This window comes from Wolbachia endosymbiont (group B) of Chesias legatella, from assembly GCF_964026945.1.
In the GTDB taxonomy this organism is placed as follows: domain Bacteria; phylum Pseudomonadota; class Alphaproteobacteria; order Rickettsiales; family Anaplasmataceae; genus Wolbachia.
In genome coordinates this window covers 630173-645937 of the sequence record NZ_OZ034711.1, presented here as the reverse complement: position 1 = coordinate 645937, position 15765 = coordinate 630173, and the positions used below count along the sequence as shown (strand labels likewise).

At 34.3% G+C, this 15765-nt stretch carries 13 protein-coding genes and 1 pseudogene; 7 read left to right on the top strand and 7 right to left on the bottom strand.

Annotation, left to right across the window (positions count from 1 at the left end; all coding sequences use genetic code 11):
* Position 1 precedes the first annotated feature (1 nt).
* The 3 genes from AAGD65_RS02945 (at position 2) to AAGD65_RS02935 (ending at position 3377) form a co-directional block, all read left to right on the top strand.
* Positions 2 to 1051: a threonine aldolase family protein gene (locus tag AAGD65_RS02945; protein ID WP_211908672.1), complete on the top strand. Its 1050-nt coding sequence runs from the start codon at positions 2 to 4 to the stop codon at positions 1049 to 1051.
* Positions 1048 to 2091, top strand: a complete 1044-nt coding sequence (locus AAGD65_RS02940) for a threonine aldolase family protein (protein WP_264376874.1) — start codon at positions 1048 to 1050, stop codon at positions 2089 to 2091. The genes AAGD65_RS02945 and AAGD65_RS02940 overlap by 4 nt, the downstream gene beginning before the upstream one ends.
* A gap of 140 nt (positions 2092 to 2231) precedes the next feature.
* The gene (locus AAGD65_RS02935; protein WP_264684991.1) at positions 2232 to 3377 is read left to right on the top strand and encodes an MFS transporter; all 1146 of its coding nucleotides are present in this window, start codon (positions 2232 to 2234) and stop codon (positions 3375 to 3377) included.
* Between the two features lie 17 nt (positions 3378 to 3394).
* On the opposite strand, the gene AAGD65_RS02930 is transcribed toward AAGD65_RS02935, so the two are convergent.
* The 7 genes from AAGD65_RS02930 to AAGD65_RS02900 form a co-directional block, all read right to left on the bottom strand.
* Entirely contained in the window at positions 3395 to 4702 is a 1308-nt protein-coding gene (locus AAGD65_RS02930) for a UDP-glucose dehydrogenase family protein (RefSeq protein WP_264374470.1), read from the bottom strand.
* 47 nt (positions 4703 to 4749) lie between these two features.
* A complete protein-coding gene (locus AAGD65_RS02925; protein WP_264683253.1) occupies positions 4750 to 5649 on the bottom strand; it encodes a DMT family transporter in 900 nt (299 codons plus the stop codon).
* 456 nt (positions 5650 to 6105) lie between these two features.
* Positions 6106 to 6999, bottom strand: a complete 894-nt coding sequence (locus tag AAGD65_RS02920) for a transcriptional regulator (protein ID WP_262986400.1) — start codon at positions 6997 to 6999, stop codon at positions 6106 to 6108.
* 49 nt (positions 7000 to 7048) lie between these two features.
* A complete protein-coding gene (locus AAGD65_RS02915) occupies positions 7049 to 7975 on the bottom strand; it encodes a helix-turn-helix domain-containing protein (RefSeq protein WP_264376254.1) in 927 nt (308 codons plus the stop codon).
* Between the two features lie 78 nt (positions 7976 to 8053).
* The gene (locus tag AAGD65_RS02910; protein WP_264376255.1) at positions 8054 to 9229 is read right to left on the bottom strand and encodes a hypothetical protein; all 1176 of its coding nucleotides are present in this window, start codon (positions 9227 to 9229) and stop codon (positions 8054 to 8056) included.
* A 99-nt stretch (positions 9230 to 9328) separates the two neighbouring features.
* Positions 9329 to 9991, bottom strand: coding sequence for a RadC family protein (locus AAGD65_RS02905; protein ID WP_264376256.1), 663 nt, complete (start codon positions 9989 to 9991; stop codon positions 9329 to 9331).
* Between the two features lie 199 nt (positions 9992 to 10190).
* Positions 10191 to 11090 carry a helix-turn-helix domain-containing protein gene (locus AAGD65_RS02900; RefSeq protein WP_264376257.1) on the bottom strand — a complete coding sequence of 300 codons (900 nt, stop codon included), beginning with the start codon at positions 11088 to 11090 and terminating at the stop codon, positions 10191 to 10193.
* A 97-nt stretch (positions 11091 to 11187) separates the two neighbouring features.
* On the opposite strand from AAGD65_RS02900, the pseudogene AAGD65_RS02895 reads away from it, so the two are divergent.
* The 4 genes and pseudogenes from AAGD65_RS02895 to AAGD65_RS02880 form a co-directional block, all read left to right on the top strand.
* Positions 11188 to 11433, top strand: a pseudogene (locus AAGD65_RS02895) (PD-(D/E)XK nuclease family transposase); the annotation flags it as partial.
* Between the two features lie 633 nt (positions 11434 to 12066).
* Positions 12067 to 13614, top strand: a complete 1548-nt coding sequence (gene ltrA, locus AAGD65_RS02890) for a group II intron reverse transcriptase/maturase (protein ID WP_019236826.1) — start codon at positions 12067 to 12069, stop codon at positions 13612 to 13614.
* Positions 13611 to 14447, top strand: coding sequence for an Rpn family recombination-promoting nuclease/putative transposase (locus AAGD65_RS02885; RefSeq protein ID WP_341811014.1), 837 nt, complete (start codon positions 13611 to 13613; stop codon positions 14445 to 14447). Before ltrA ends, AAGD65_RS02885 begins: the two co-directional genes overlap by 4 nt.
* Positions 14448 to 14467: 20 nt before the next feature.
* Positions 14468 to 15700 carry an IS256 family transposase gene (locus AAGD65_RS02880; protein ID WP_341811013.1) on the top strand — a complete coding sequence of 411 codons (1233 nt, stop codon included), beginning with the start codon at positions 14468 to 14470 and terminating at the stop codon, positions 15698 to 15700.
* The last annotated feature ends 65 nt before the right edge of the window (positions 15701 to 15765 follow it).

Sequence of the window (15765 nt, the reverse complement as noted above, 5' to 3'; positions counted from 1 at the left end):
GATGGAAAAAATTATTGATCTGAGAAGTGACACTACAACTCTGCAGGGCTCCAACGTTATACATGCAATAAGTAATGCAACTGTTGGAGATTTTGCTTATGGTGAAGACAAAAGCTGTAATGACTTATCAGAATATTGCAAACAATTATTCAAAGTAGAAGAAGCATTATTTGTAACCAGCGGTATGCTTGCAAATAGATTAGCCATTGCCAGTCAAACAAGTCCTGGTGATGAACTAATAACTCATTATAATTACCACGTTAATTTTTTCGATAGCGCAGGCAATGCAAAAGTAAATAATATCGTATTTAATTGTATTAGAAATAATAGCGGAATCTTAGATGTTGATGAAGTAGAATATGCTATTAATTCTAAGCCGAGGTATAAAATTTTTGCTCAGGTGAGTCTTGTTTCTATAGAAAATAGTATAAATGGGTTTAATGGTAAAATTTATCCTTTTGAAAAACAAGTCGAGTTATATCACTTTTTAAAAGCTCACAATGTAAATCTTCATTTAGACGGTGCAAGAATATTTAATGCTCATATCGAAACAAATATTGCTTTAGCAGATTATGCTAAATATGTGGATACAATGAGCTTTTCTTTTACTAAAGGACTTGGCGCTCCTTTTGGTTCAATGCTTATGGGTAAAAGAGAGATAATTGAAAGGGCTAAAAAGCTACAGGTTTGGCTAGGTAGTGGTTATCATCAGATAGGGTATTGTGCTAATGCAGCAAAATACGTACTACAGAATAATATCTCTAGGCTTAAAGAAGATAATAAGCTCGCTAAATTGTTTGCAGATAAGATTAAAGAAATTCCACACATAAAACTGGTACTACCTTATCCAGAAACTAATATAGTAAGCTTCAGTATAAAAGCACTAAATGTAACTAATGAGGTTTTCTTGAGTAAGTGCCAAGCTTATGGTTTATTGCTTTTTCCTTGGCTCGAGTCTCATATAAGAGCAGTTACCCATCTTGGCACAAAGGAAACAGAAATCATGAAAGCTGCTGAAATTATAAAGGAGGTTGTGTTAAATTTAATATGAGAATAAAAATAGATTTCTTTAGCGATTCAAACACTGACCCTTCAGCTAAAATGAGGGAAGCGATGGCTAAAGCAAAAGTTGGAAACGAAGCTGCATGTGAAGATCCAACTGTAAACGAATTAGTGGCAACCGCATGTAAAATATTAGGTAAACCTGCAGGAATCTTTTTGATTTCAGGAACGATGTCCAATGTAATTGCTTATAAAGTACACATTCAAAGACCTGGTGATTACTTGCTGCTTGATGAAACTTCACATCCACTCATAGTACAATCTGGCTTGATCGCAGCCCAGGCACATGCCACTCCTTTGCCCATCAAAGGTACGAGAGGAATATTTACTGGAGAACAAATTGTTGAGTTTATTACTCGTCCTAGTTTAAGAAATATTCCGAGAGTTGGGCTTGTTTCTATCGAACAAACGACAAATTTTGGTGGTGGAGCTGTGTGGCCTTTAGAATATATTCAAGAGATCTCAAGTCTCTGCAAAGAGAATGACGTATTCACTCATTTAGATGGAGCAAGACTGTTCAACGCTTGTGCTCATACTAAAATATCTCCAAAAGAGTATGCAAGTTATTTTGATTCGATATTTATTGATTTTAGTAAAGGATTAGGTGCTCCAATGGGCGCAATATTGCTTGGAAGTGAAGATTTTATTGAAAAAGCTTGGTACTATAAGTTTCAAATTGGCGGAGGTATGCACCAAGCTGGCATTATTTCAGCTGCATGTTTATATGCTCTACATAATAATGTAAATTCTTTAGAAGAAGATCATAAAAAAATGCAGCACCTTATAGAAGGCCTAGGCTCTATAGATCAAGTTATAATTGATATCGACCTGTATAAAACTAATATAGCGTATTTTTCATTACGTACTAATTGTATATCTACTCAAGAATTAATAAACGTACTAATGACAAATTATGGAATTAGAATGGCTAACATCAAAGGTAAAATCAGAGCTATAACACATAGAGATATAAGCTATGAAGATATTAATACTACTGTATCTGCTATAAGAAAGATACTAAGTAAGTAATTTTCTGCACTAATTGTTTGCAAACTTCTTGTCAAACAATATTATACCAATATAGTATTATGCTAGCATCTGCATAGAGCTATTTGGGAATAGGTGTGAACTTTGTCTTCTTTCAATATTTACTATTCTTCTGTGGATATATGCTGCTTTATTTATCAAGACAAAGTATACCAATTGCTCTACCACTGTTAATAGATACTGACCATGTAAAATTAAGCTATTTTTTTGCCTGCTTTTCTTTTTTTTATGGAGTATCAAAATTTGTTAATGGAATAATCATGGACTCCAAAAATAATCCATTATTTATGTTTGGGCTATGCAATATTGCAACTGGATTATTAACCATTGGTATAACTTCATCATATAATAATCTAACTTTATTACTGTTAACATTAATATTATTAGCTTGGACACAAGGGTTAGGTTGGCCAGCTATTACCAAGTTTATGGTTACAAACTCTAGCATCTCTTCAATTGCATCATCATGGGGAGTTATGAGCGCATCTCAGCAACTTGGTTCTTGTATTACTTTAATTGTATTACCAAGTATAATTAAAATATATGATGCAAAAAGTGCATTTTTGTACTCTGGTCTCTTATGCTTACTTTTTGGAATTTATACAATATTAAAAGCATATTACAAAGAAAGTGCCAACTTTACTACCTATTATAAGGTGCAGAAATCTCAAATAGGTATCAAGGTAACAAGTTCCATATGGTTTCTATGTTGTGCTACTTTTTGTGCTTATATTATAAAAATGGGAATCTTTTTTTGGTTTCCTATAATTTTAATGGATAAATTACAAATTTCTCTTGTACAATCCTCACTAATAACAGGCGTATATGATTTAGGTGGAATCCTTGGAACTTTAATCACAGGAAGAATTAGTGATATGTACTTCTTTCAAAATAGAAGCTTGCTGGCATCACTTTATATGTTGGGTATAGCACTAACTTTTATTGCAATGAACTTTGGTCAAAACATAATTCTTATGAACCTTGGTGCAATCTTATCAGGATTCTTTATATTTGGAGTGCAAGTACTGACAGGTGTTATAGCTGTAGAAATTGCTCCACAAAATAATGTATGTGCAATTGTAAGCTTAACAGGATTATTTGGGTATATTGCAAGTTCAATATTTTCATGCGTGCTCTTAGGAGTACTTGTTAAGCACTGTGGTAACAGTATTATGTTTTCATTTTTTTCCATTTGCTCTGTTGTTGCACTCGTTTGCTTTTCCATACTATCAAGCAAAGATCTAAAAAAACTAAGTAAAGCGGTGTAAAAAAAATTTCTCAACAGTTAAACTTTGTAGATAGATTTTTTACCCAAGGAATAAACATGGTAACCATATCTTAGTAATAGCTCGCTATCTAATAAATTACGGAAATCAAAAACATTAGGTGCAGCCATAATACTCTTTAAACTTGCAAAATCTTGATTTTTAAATTCTTTCCACTCCGTTAACAATAACAAGGCTTCCGCGTCCCTTGCAGCCCCTATAGCATTGTCCGCGTATTCTATATCCTTTAGAACTTGCCTAGCATTATCCATCCCCATTGGGTCATATGCAGTAATTTTAGCCTTGTTATTCACTAACAATTGTGCAATATCTATAGCTGGGCTATTTCTTACATCATCAGTACCAGACTTAAAAGTTAGCCCCCATATTGCTATTTTTTTATTTTGGACTCCATTTAATACATATTCTACCTTTTTAGCAATGTTTGTTATATGATTATAGTTAGATTCTTTAACTGAATTTAAAATTTGTAGCTTAACATTGTGGTCTTCAGCAAGCCTTAATAAAGCTGACAAATCCTTAGGAAAACATGATCCTCCAAATCCTGGACCAGCTTTGAGAAATTCCTTACCTATTCTATGGTCCATTCCCATACTGTTAGCTAAAAGGTCAATGTCTGCTCCTAATAGCTCACATAAACCTGCCATCTCATTGATAAAAGCAACCTTTGTTGCTAGAAAAGCATTAGAAGCATATTTAATCATTTCAGCAGTAACTGTATCAGTGACTATTAACGGAATATTCTTATCTATAAATGATCTATATATAACTTCTAGTTTTGCCCTAGCTAGCTTAGTTTTTACTCCTATTATTATCCTATCTGGGTATAAAAAATCTGATACTGCAGAGCCTTGCTTGAGAAACTCTGGATTAACTCCTAAATCAAAGTTATAGCCCTTATTAGATAAATAATTATGTATATTTTCTGCAGTACCAGGAGGAACAGTTGACTTTATCACTATTAAGCAATCTTGATTAACTCTCTCAGAAACTTCACTTACTGCATTATATACATTCTTTAAATTTGCATTTCCTAGGGAGTCTGATGGAGTATCTACAGTTATAAATACTACTTCTGTATTGGGATTTATTTGAAAATACGAATCGAAAAATCTTATCCTTTGTGACTTTATATTATTCTCTAAATAATCTGCTAATCCAGGTTCATATAGAGGAATTTTCCCTGATTTCAAAAGTTCAATCTTCTCAGTATTTATGTCAATGCAATCAACTTTATGGCCCTGCTCAGATAACATTGTACCAGATACTAATCCTACATACCCTACTCCTATAATAGTTATGTGCATTTTATTATCACCTTAAAAATATAGCTTAGCATCTAAAATAAATACCATTAACAATTATAAACTTTTGTTGTTACATTATTTTTCTTAATTGCCTTACCTTCCGAATAAGCTATAAATAAGGTTGATGGTATTAATATCAAAGTACCATATAAAGCACTTTTATCAGGTAATTCATTAAATATAACGTATGTTACTATTGCAGAAATTATTAGCTCTATGTATCTATACGGTGCAAGTGCAGTAGCATCAGTAAGAGCAAAAGCTTTTAACATGAAGAACAGAATTAGGTTTGAACTTATTCCTAAAATCAGCAGTAATACTAACTCCAACAAGGAAGGCATATGCCAATAAAATAACAAAGATGGAGTGGAAAAAATTGTTGTTGTTAGAGCTGAGTAAAATAATATACTTATTATTGTCTCCTTCATTACAAGCTTCTTATTAAGTACATCTAGTATAGCGAAGATTAATGCGGATACAATAAAAATAAGAATTTTAGGATTAAAATCCTCACTATAAGCTTTAGTAGTAATAGCAATACCAATAAAACCAATGACAGCTACTACCCATCTTTGCCAAATTATATTTTCTTCCAGAAAAGGAATTGCAAGAAGCATAACAAATAATGGTATTGAGAAACCTATAATTGTTGCAGTTACTATTGGGCAAATAGTCAACCCATAGGTCCATAAGGTCATTCCACAAAACAACAATGCACCTCTAGTTATTTGAATAGATATTCGACTTGTTTTACAAACTCCTATTCCATAGTAAAATATAAAAGGTATAAGAGTAATAGTGCTAAATAAAAAACGGAAAAAGATTATCTTAAAACTTTGAAGGTGTAAACCGAGACACTTTGATATAGTATCATTAACTACACTACTAAGTAAACTGAGTATAAACCAGGTAACTCCAAGCAAATAAGCTCTTAGTCTGTGATCCATAAAACTCCAAATTTAATATTTTATGAGATAACTTTACTGTACAAAAGATCAATAATAGAAAAGGTTTCTTTTATCTACTGTTTAACCATATTCATAAATATTTAGTAGAAATAATTTGAGAAGTGTTATATAAAATGCAGCTTTATTGCATAATTTTAATAAACAGAAATGCTAACTGATTTTTTTGTAATATATGATAATACTTGCGAATACTCTCACATTATCAGGAAAAGTAATCGGGAGTACTGACGGCTGTGGCGATTTTACCAACTAGCTCCTCTGCTAGCATTAGCAATATGTGTTTTCAGCATCAATTTTAAAAGCATTAAATTTGAAGTTTATCAAACAACACGAATTAGCAGCAAAACTTTATGAAAATGCTTCAGTTGAGTTAGCTAAACAAGGATTTATAATGGTTAATATATTGACTATTTTTACTTGTATCTTAAACACAATTCAATTTTCACACTCATCGGCAGTTAGGCCACTTGCTCGCAAAATAACATCAGTAGAAACACCCGCCTTCACTAGATTTTTCGCAACCTTGATCTTTTCTGTTTTTTTAACTTTCTCTTTGCTATTCTTCATATCCCTAGATAAAAATTTCTTCACTAATTCTTGCTCTTCAGTTTTTCTTAGTAAATTAAGTAGTTCACTATCTTCATTTGTTTTAGGCAGCAGAACTTTAATATTCACTGATAATCCTTCTGCTATTTGATATAATTTGTCAAATGATATGGCAGTGTATCCTATTTCATACTCGTGTATTTCCTTGAGTGTTAAACCAACTTTGTTTGCTAAATCTTTCTGAGTATACCTTTTTATCAATCTCCATTCTCTTATTCTTTGCCCTATTCTGTAGTATATAGAATCAGTGCAGACTTCTTTCTCTGTATTATCATACTCGTAAATAGATAAGCCGGTTGCTTGGGAAATTATGTCAACTGAAACCCCTTCTTTCACTAGATTTTTTGCTATTTCCAACCTTGCCTCTTCTTGATTAATTTTTTCGCTAATATGAACAAACCTGACTAATGAAGGTACTATTTTGCCTAACTTTTGATTCTCGTATATTTTCGTTAGATAGAGTATTTCCTCGTCTTCATAGCTGTCTTCCCTTACTATTACTGGTTCAGGTAATAAATCTACAACGTCAACTGATAATACTCTTGCTATTATATATAGTACTTCAATTGGAATAGGAATATACCCATCTTCATAGCTGTTTACTTCTTGGTATGTTAAACCTATTTGACTTACTAATCCTATTTGAGTATGCCCTCGCATTAACCTACAATTTTCTATTCTTTGCCCTATTCCGTAACTAACATTGCTTGCAGAAACAAACATTTATCCTCCATTTAAGAAAAAAACTTTATTGCTATAATTTTTTTACGAGCTATCCATCTAAAACCATATCAATAGATAAACCTACCGCTTGCAAAATAGTATCAATAGAAATTCCCCCTTTTACTAGATCCTTTGCAACTTTAATCCTTTCTATCTCTCTCACTTTCTCCTCACAAATACGTATCCCTTCAAACAAAGATTTTATTAGTGCATGACGTAGTTCTTGGCTCTCAATTTCTTTGTATTCTTTAATCAAATTCGGTAGCTCATTTTCCACTTTACTACCTTCATCTTCCTCTGTTAGTAGATCTGTAATACTAATCGATAATGTTTCTGCTATCTCATATAATTTTCCCAGTGGAGTAGCTACGCGTCCTTGTTCATAGTTGCTTATTTCGTCACGTGTTGTACTCATTTTCTCCGCTAAATCCTTTTGAGTATACTCTCTCACTAGTCTCCATTCCTTTATCTTTTTGCCTATTTGGTAGTAGATAGAACCAACTTTTTCTTCAACACATTCATCAGCAGACAGACCAATTGTTTTTGCAACAATATCAACAGAAACTCCTGCTTTAACCAGACTCTTTGCAATTTTTATTTTTTCCGATTTTCTACTACTTTTCTCACTAACTTGGACAAATTTGGTTAGCAAACAAAACATCTTACGTAACTCCTGATCGTTAATCTTTTTATATTCTCTTACTAGATTTAATATTTCTCCTTCCTCATTTTTAAAGCCGATTTTCTCCTTTGATGCAGGAATGAGATCGGTAATACTTACTGACAATGCATCTGCTATAGCGTACAGCCTTTCGATTGAAATTCTACGGTTCCCTTTTTCATATTGCAGTATTACCCAGTACTTTACACCAATTTTCTCTGCTAAATCTTTCTGAGTGTACCCTCGCTCTAACCTCCAATTTTTTACTTTTTGCCCTACCTCACAGTCTAGACTTTTTTCCACGCAAAAAACCATATATATAATATTTTCTACTATAGCTCAGATATAACGGTAGAAAAAACCTCTGGAACCTTAAAGTTTGCTGTAGACGCATTAAAGTTCCCTAAAGGTTTCTTTACTACCTCCACATACCCTATTTACCCATGAAGACAATACTTCATCATTGCTAATCTCTTTTATAGCATACTTTTCACTCCATATGCCACATCTAGTGAAACTACCTTTTTCTACTGCTTCTTTAACCGTTATTCCAGCAAAAAGACAATTTTTTCCTATTTCTTCGCCTCTTTTTTCTAACTCAGCCCACATTTCCTTATTTGCTATTCTCACTTGCACCTGATTTGCATCTTGGTACAATATGATATTTAGCTTGCCAGCGCTTGTAGGAAATTCTAATACAATAGAGCTTCCATCTGACATATCGGTATAGTTTCTTATACCTCCCTTCTCACTTTTAACCTCAACTGCATTATTACCAATTTTTAAAATATTACTTCCTAACTCTCTCAGTATTTTTGCTACCTCTACCTTGCTATTATCAGAAAATTCTATATACGATGTTGTATTGTCTATCTCGATATCTATTAATTCTCCTTCTTGAACAGCACTTTCGCCAGCCTTCTCTAGTTCTTCTAGCTGCCTATCTATCTGTGGCTGAACTTCTGGTTGTAGCTCATTATAGATTTCACCTATCAATTTATTCTCCAATAAAGTATCATGAAACTCTGCACCGTTTAGCATTAATTTACGTATTAGCTTTTTACGATCAGCCTTATCAAATTTATGAAAATGTGTGCCCAATATTACATACTCAGCAAAGCTCCATTCCCCATCATTACATGCATTTAGCCTTCCTCCAGATGCTAATACTTGGTCTATGGCTTTATGCAATTCATTTACGCTTTTTGCCTCTACTACAGAACTCTTAAACCAGCTTAACTTTTCACTTTCGCTTGCATTTGGCTTTATTTTTTTCAAAGCTGAAGTAAATGGATTTAAATATTCTGCTTGATCGTTTAAAGGTTTTGTACCATATATATAATCAAGCCCTTTTCCATAGTTGATTTGAACGTCTCTATTAGAGGAGGGCACTTCTCCAGGTTTTTTAGCCTTATTAATTTTGCTTACAAAAGTAGGCTGCTGGCTAGTACGACCAATTCCTACAATAGCATTTAACATCTCACCTTTTGATAATTTATCAAGATCAATGTTTAATTCGTAAGTACCTCCCTTTTTATCATTAAAAGGTACAATTATCTTATTACCCATATTAGCCTCCGCTATTAAATATACTTTTTAAGTGTATAGTTGTTATACACTCTACTACTCATTATAAATTATAGTGAGTAGATTTACAAATACTTTCTACTATAACAATCCGTTTTCTCGAAAGCTGAAATAGCCTCCACTTGTGATGATAATATGGTCAAACAATTTTATGCTTACAGTACTACATGCTGCTGCTAAGCTCTTTGTTACTGCTTGATCTTCTTCTGAAGGTTCTAAACTTCCCCCAGGATGGTTGTGTGACATTATTACTAATGTTGCATTCTTTATTAATGCTTTTCTTATAATTTCCTTTATGTATACTGGTGCTTTTTCCATTTCACCAATATAGGATTCTTCTCCGATTAGTTGGCGCCTTTTATTCAAGTACAGTATTTTTACACATTCCCTCTCTGCATGACCTATACTTACGTTCAAGTATTCTACTAGCCCTTGTAAGTCCATGATTGGTTCTCCCTTGAGCTTTTCTCTCAGTACCCTTTCTAGTGTTTCCTTAACGCACATAATCATTGCTACTGCAGAATCAGTTACTCCTTCTATGACTTTCAGGTCATCCATTTCTCGACCTAAAATCCTTCCTACTCCTGCATAAGTATTCACCAGATTTTTAGCAATTTCTTGAGCTTGTGGCCTTTCATGTACTGCACTTAAAAATGTTTCCATTATTTCACGATCAAGTAGTGCTTTGCCTTTGCTTTCTAATATTCTGAATTCGATTTCTTCTTTATTCTTATTATTATTCATATAATTTACCCTTCACTAACAACAAACTTTTTTTTAATATTTACTGCTTTATCAGCATTGGCATAGAGCCATAGCTTCCGAGTGAAGTCAAATCAATTTTTCAATCTTTTTTACTTATTTTTTCATCAAAAAGTAAAGATATTAATAGATGCTTATTTATCTAATTGAAAATTAATTCTTCATGTAAAAAAAATTGTTATTAATCAATTATTTCAGAAATAACATCAGTAGAAAAACCTAACTGAAGTAAATTATTTGTAACTTTCATTTCCTCTATTTTATCAATCTTCTCTTTGTAAATTTGCTTTCTTTGCAATAAAAATTCTACCCATATATTCAGTTCATCTCGTGATTCTTGATTATCAATTCTTCTATATTCTCTTGCCAAACTTAATAATTCACTTTCTCCTTCGCAATCATTTTCTTTGTACTCCTTTATCAGATCTTCAGCATTCACTGATAATTCTCTTGCTATCTCCCACAACCTTTCACTTAAAAGAGTAACGCTACCTTGTTCATAATGATGTATTTGCGAAGGTCCCACATTAAGCTTTTTTGCCAATTCTTCTTGAGTATATCCTCTGATTATTCTCCACTTTTTTATCTCTTGTCCTCCGTTTGGCTCGTATCTCTCTTTATCAGCATATTCTTCAATTGATAAGCCCGTTGCTCGATAGATAACCTCAGTATTAAACCCTGCCTTAACTAGATTCCTTGCAATTCTTGTTCTTGCTGCTTTTATATTACTTTCTTCCTCAGCTTGGACAGATTTGGTTAATGTATAAATTGCTTTGTGTCCTCCTGCTTTTTCTATGAAATTATACATTTCCTGGGTTTTAGCTTTGTCAAAACAACTGCTTTCTTTTAGTACTCTTCGCCCAGGAAAGAGATTTCTAATAGGAATTGATAATGACTCTGCTAATATTTTTAACTTTTCAATTGGAATGCCACATGTTCCTTGTTCATATCTTAGCAGCGTGTGGTAGTTTATGCTTGCTTTGTCTACTAAGTCTTTCAGAGTATATTTTCTCTTTAACCTCCAGCTCCTTACTTTTTGTGCTATTTGGTACCTTATGGAAACAGTAGTATACTTTGCCATACAGAAATAAATATTATACAGGTTAACATAAATCAAGATTGTTGAACATTTCTTCAAAATTGTGTATAATTATGAATGCTTTTTATCTTACTTTCTCATGGCTCTTTCGAAGTTTCTTGACGCACGCAACGATTATGCCTTCAAAAGAATATTTGGCACCGAAAAGAATAAAGATATTCTCATTCATTTCTTGAACGATATTTTAGGCTTTACTGGCTTAGCTGCTATTCACGATGTTGAATTCTTAGCTACCATCTTGGATCCTGAGATTGCCGCTAAAAAGCAAAGTATTGTCGATGTTCTTTGTAGAGACTCTCAAGGTTCAAGATATATTATAGAGATGGTGCGACCTGAAAGTCTTCGGTCATATTGTTTAAAAGGAGAGGAATTCATTCAGAAAGAAACTGAAAGGATTCTAAAACTTATTAAACCAGATGTTTTGCCGTCTGAGTCTACGCATCAGTGCGAATCGGGCAACCGGTTGGTGCCAAGCGATGCGGACAATGAACCTCCTCTTGAAAAAGAAGATGCTCAATCGTGAGAGGGGCATAAACTGCAAGCATCATGTGGTTGGAGGGCTAGGCTAGTGGTATGGTGAACGTAAGTGAAGCTTTATAAGTACCGATACGATGAAAGAGCTAAAGATGCTGATAAGCTCTGACCAAAAGGTAATGTGGATAAGTTACATTTTTCATTTCTAGATGTACGCAAATAATAACTCCACCGGTATAGAGAAGCCACCTAACCCACTGTTGTATGACTGGAGAAACAGGGTAAGCCTGTATTTTCGCCTACATGGCAAGCAAACCGCAAGGAATGCTGATGGAAGTGCAGGTAAAGGAGAATGGAGAAAGCGAATGCCATTTTGTAACGAAATGGATAGAATTTGTAACATTAATTCGCGTGAAAACGAGCAGACTTCCATTTGGTCCCTCGTGACAAGAAACTTTGTTAACCACTTAAGGTAGGAAAGCAGATGATTACAAGTAAACCTGTAAGTGCATCTACCGAAAGCTTTGAAGCATGGAAGCAATTGCCATGGAAGAAATGCCAGAAAGTTATTGTGAGGCTACAAAGACGTATTGTTAAGGCTGTCCAAGAAGGAAGATGGGGTAAGGTAAAAGCTTTACAACATCTTCTCACACGCTCTTTTAGCGGAAAAGCTTTGGCTGTTAAGAGAGTAACTGAAAACCAAGGAAAAACCACAGCAGGTGTAGATCGTCAACTATGGTCAACTTGCAATGCTAAATTTCAAGGAATAAAGCTGTTAAAACAAAGAGGATATAAACCTTCTCCGCTCAAACGAATTTATATCAGTAAATCTAATGGCAAAAGAAGGCCTCTCGGTATACCCACGATAAAAGATAGAGCGATGCAAGCATTATATCTGTTTGCTCTGGAACCGATAGCTGAAACGATCAGTGATCGTCACTCCTATGGCTTTAGACCTAAAAGATCCTGCGCGGATGCTATTGCTGCTTGTCACTTATTACTGGCAAGACGCAATCGACCACAATGGATACTAGAAGGTGATATCAAAGGGTGCTTTGACAACATTAACCATGAATGGCTTATGAAGCATATTCCTATGGAAAAGAAAATTCTTCATAGATGGTTAAAAGCTGGTTTCCTAGAATCGAAAACTCTGTATCCCACAACTGCTGGCACTCCGCAAGGAAGTATAATTTCTCCAATACTAGCTAACTTTACCTTAGATGGTCTTGAACAGTTATTAGAAAGTCGCTTTGGTAAATTAGGTAGCAAAAGAAGAGGAAAAATCAGAAGTGGAGTGAATGTAATCAGGTACGCAGACGACTTTATTATTTCAGGTTTCACACATGAAGTACTGGAAAAGGAAGTTAAGCCTTTAGTATCATCTTTTCTTCATGAGCGAGGTTTAATTCTGTCAGAAGAGAAGACAAAGATTACATCTATTACAACAGGGTTTGACTTTCTTGGTTGTAATGTACGTAGATATAATAAGAAGTTAATTATTAAACCTTCGAAAGAAAGTATTAAAAGACTTCTTAATAAAGCACGTACATTGATAAAAGCAAATATAGCGAACACTCAGGCTATAGTAATTAAGTCACTCAACTCTCTACTGAGAGGATGGGGAAATTACTATCACCATGTGTGTGCTAAAAAAGCGTTTAGAAAGATCGACAATGAAATTTGGCATAGTTTATGGAAATGGGCAAAGAAAAGACATCCTCGTAAAGGATTACGTTGGATAAAGAATCGTTACTTCAAAGTAATGGGTCAACGCCAATGGGTTTTTGCTGCACCCATATGCAAGAACAAACCAAAAGAGATACGGTATTTAAGACTGCTTAAGCTGATTGATATACCTATCAGACGACATGTTAAAATCAGAGCGGATGCAAATCCCCTTGACTTAAAATGGAAAAAGTATTTTGATGAGAGAGTGAAACGAACAAGAATGTTAGCAAGCTCCTTTTCAAGAGAAGGTTCTCTACTGTTGGTGTCACCATTAAGAATGATGTTTCCTGAGGAATCATGAAGGACAAGCCGGTTCTAGAAAAGAAGAACTTAGATAAGGGGCTCAAGCGTAGTGTGGGGAAACCTGCATGCTGCGTTTCTAAGGGAGGGGGTAGTAGTAATACTGCTTCCTTACCTGACCAGGTCGCTAAAACTAAGGGCTTTGAAAAACGTGCCCAATACTATGCCGCTAAAGCTTATTCAAGACAGGCTGACAAAGGTGATCAATATCATGACCTTAAGGAAATTATCTTTATTGCTATAGCAGATTGTATTTTATTTCCTGATAAGTCTGAGTACAAATCAAAGCATACTATTCGCGATGAAGATACTAATGAACATGATCTAAAAGATTTTTACTTTATATTTATTGAGTTGCCTAAATTTCCAAAAACCAAAGAAGATCAGCTTTCAAGTATAGTTGAAAAATGGGTCTACTTCTTTAGATATGCAGATGAAACTAGTGAAGAAGAGCTAGAGAGAATAATAGGAAGTGATCTAATAATTAAAAGAGCATATGAAGAACTCAATAGGTTCAACTGGTCAGAAAAAGAATTTATTGCTTATGAACAAGAGATCAAGCGCATTCGTGATGAACAGGCTGTCCTTGCTCAAAAACTCGATGATGCTAAACATGAAGGTAGACAAGAAGGTAGACAAGAAGGCATTCAAATCGGCCATGAAAAAGGTAAAATTGAAGGTAAAATTGAAGTTGCAAAAAACTCACTCAAGGCCGGTGTCTCTATAGATGTTATCGCTCAAATTACCGGTCTCTCTCATTCTGAAATTTTACAACTCAAGGAAAAAGGGGATGTTCAAAAAAGTGTGTCAAACCGAGAAATAAAATATAATTGAGATAAAAATGGAGGTTTGACATGAGTCAAGCAAATAGAACTACTGGTTTGGTAGATTATAAAGAATTAGAAACAAATATCTTGTCGTCTATACGAGAAGGTAGACCATTAATGGGAAAAGACGGTGCATTAACGCCATTTGTAAAAAGGCTACTTGAAGCAAGCTTGGAGGGTGAAATAGAACATCATTTATCTACTGAAAGCGAAGAAAACAATCGTAGAAACGGAAGGAATGGAAAAACTTTGAAGACAAGTGCAGGTTCATTTGAACTATTGACACCAAGAGACAGAGAGGGAAGTTTTGAACCACAGATAGTGAAAAAAAGGCAAACAAGCCTACATCCAGAACTTGAAACAAAGGTCTTGAACATGTTTGCAAGTGGTGTGGGATACAGAGATATATCATCATATGTGGAAGAAATTTATGACCATAAAATATCTGCAGCAGAGATATCTGGAATTACAGATAAATTACTACCTATAATCAATGAATGGCGTAGTCGTCCACTGCAATCAGTGTATCCAATAGTATTTATGGATGGGATGTTCTTTAAGGTAAAAGAAGACGGTCGCTGTGTAAGTAAGTGCATGTATAACATATTAGGAATAGACCAAAATGGCAGAAAAGAAGTACTGGGTTTTTACTTAGCAGAAAGCGAGGGAGCTAGCTTCTGGTTAGGCGTATTAAATGACTTGAAAGAGAGAGGAATAGAAGACATTTTGATAGCTTGTGTCGATGGCCTAAAAAGCTTTCCTGCAGCTATAAATAGCGTATTTCCTAATGTGGAAGTACAGCTATGTGTAGTGCATCAAATAAGGAACTCTCTGAAATACGTATCGAGCAAAGATGTAAAAGTTTTCATGAATGATTTGAAAAAAATATACCGTGCTACAAGTAAAGAAATTGCAGAAAATTATTTGCTTGAGCTAGAGGAAAAATGGGGCGAAAAGTATCCATTAGTTGTGAAATCTTGGCAGAACAATTGGGAAAGTTTATCCGGTTACTTCAAGTATTCAGGTCCTGTTAGAAGGCTAATTTATACCACTAATCCCATCGAGGGGCTACACAGGCAAATTAGGAAATTTACCAAGACCAAGGGCGCATTCACCAGCATAAATGCCTTGTACAAGCTGGTATATTGTGCTATAAGAAAGGTGGAGGAAAAATGGACGATGCCTGTACATGATTGGGCATTATCTATATCTCAACTCGATATTTTTTTCCCTAGTAGATTAAAAATTGAGTCGAACTAAAAATTCGGTTTGACACACTTTTTTGAACATCCCCGTTTTGACTTCGTCGATTCTTCTGTCAGTTA

What these genes read in the sequence shown, in the direction of transcription:
- AAGD65_RS02945 (WP_211908672.1), top strand. Translation starts at nt 2, where the DNA reads ATGGAAAAAATTATTGATCTGAGAAGTGACACTACAACTCTGCAGGGC.
- AAGD65_RS02940 (WP_264376874.1), top strand. Translation starts at nt 1,048, where the DNA reads ATGAGAATAAAAATAGATTTCTTTAGCGATTCAAACACTGACCCTTCA.
- AAGD65_RS02935 (WP_264684991.1), top strand. Translation starts at nt 2,232, where the DNA reads ATGCTGCTTTATTTATCAAGACAAAGTATACCAATTGCTCTACCACTG.
- AAGD65_RS02930 (WP_264374470.1), bottom strand. Translation starts at nt 4,702, where the DNA reads ATGCACATAACTATTATAGGAGTAGGGTATGTAGGATTAGTATCTGGT.
- AAGD65_RS02925 (WP_264683253.1), bottom strand. Translation starts at nt 5,649, where the DNA reads ATGGATCACAGACTAAGAGCTTATTTGCTTGGAGTTACCTGGTTTATA.
- AAGD65_RS02920 (WP_262986400.1), bottom strand. Translation starts at nt 6,999, where the DNA reads ATGTTTGTTTCTGCAAGCAATGTTAGTTACGGAATAGGGCAAAGAATA.
- AAGD65_RS02915 (WP_264376254.1), bottom strand. Translation starts at nt 7,975, where the DNA reads ATGGTTTTTTGCGTGGAAAAAAGTCTAGACTGTGAGGTAGGGCAAAAA.
- AAGD65_RS02910 (WP_264376255.1), bottom strand. Translation starts at nt 9,229, where the DNA reads ATGGGTAATAAGATAATTGTACCTTTTAATGATAAAAAGGGAGGTACT.
- AAGD65_RS02905 (WP_264376256.1), bottom strand. Translation starts at nt 9,991, where the DNA reads ATGAATAATAATAAGAATAAAGAAGAAATCGAATTCAGAATATTAGAA.
- AAGD65_RS02900 (WP_264376257.1), bottom strand. Translation starts at nt 11,090, where the DNA reads ATGGCAAAGTATACTACTGTTTCCATAAGGTACCAAATAGCACAAAAA.
- ltrA (WP_019236826.1), top strand. Translation starts at nt 12,067, where the DNA reads ATGATTACAAGTAAACCTGTAAGTGCATCTACCGAAAGCTTTGAAGCA.
- AAGD65_RS02885 (WP_341811014.1), top strand. Translation starts at nt 13,611, where the DNA reads ATGAAGGACAAGCCGGTTCTAGAAAAGAAGAACTTAGATAAGGGGCTC.
- AAGD65_RS02880 (WP_341811013.1), top strand. Translation starts at nt 14,468, where the DNA reads ATGAGTCAAGCAAATAGAACTACTGGTTTGGTAGATTATAAAGAATTA.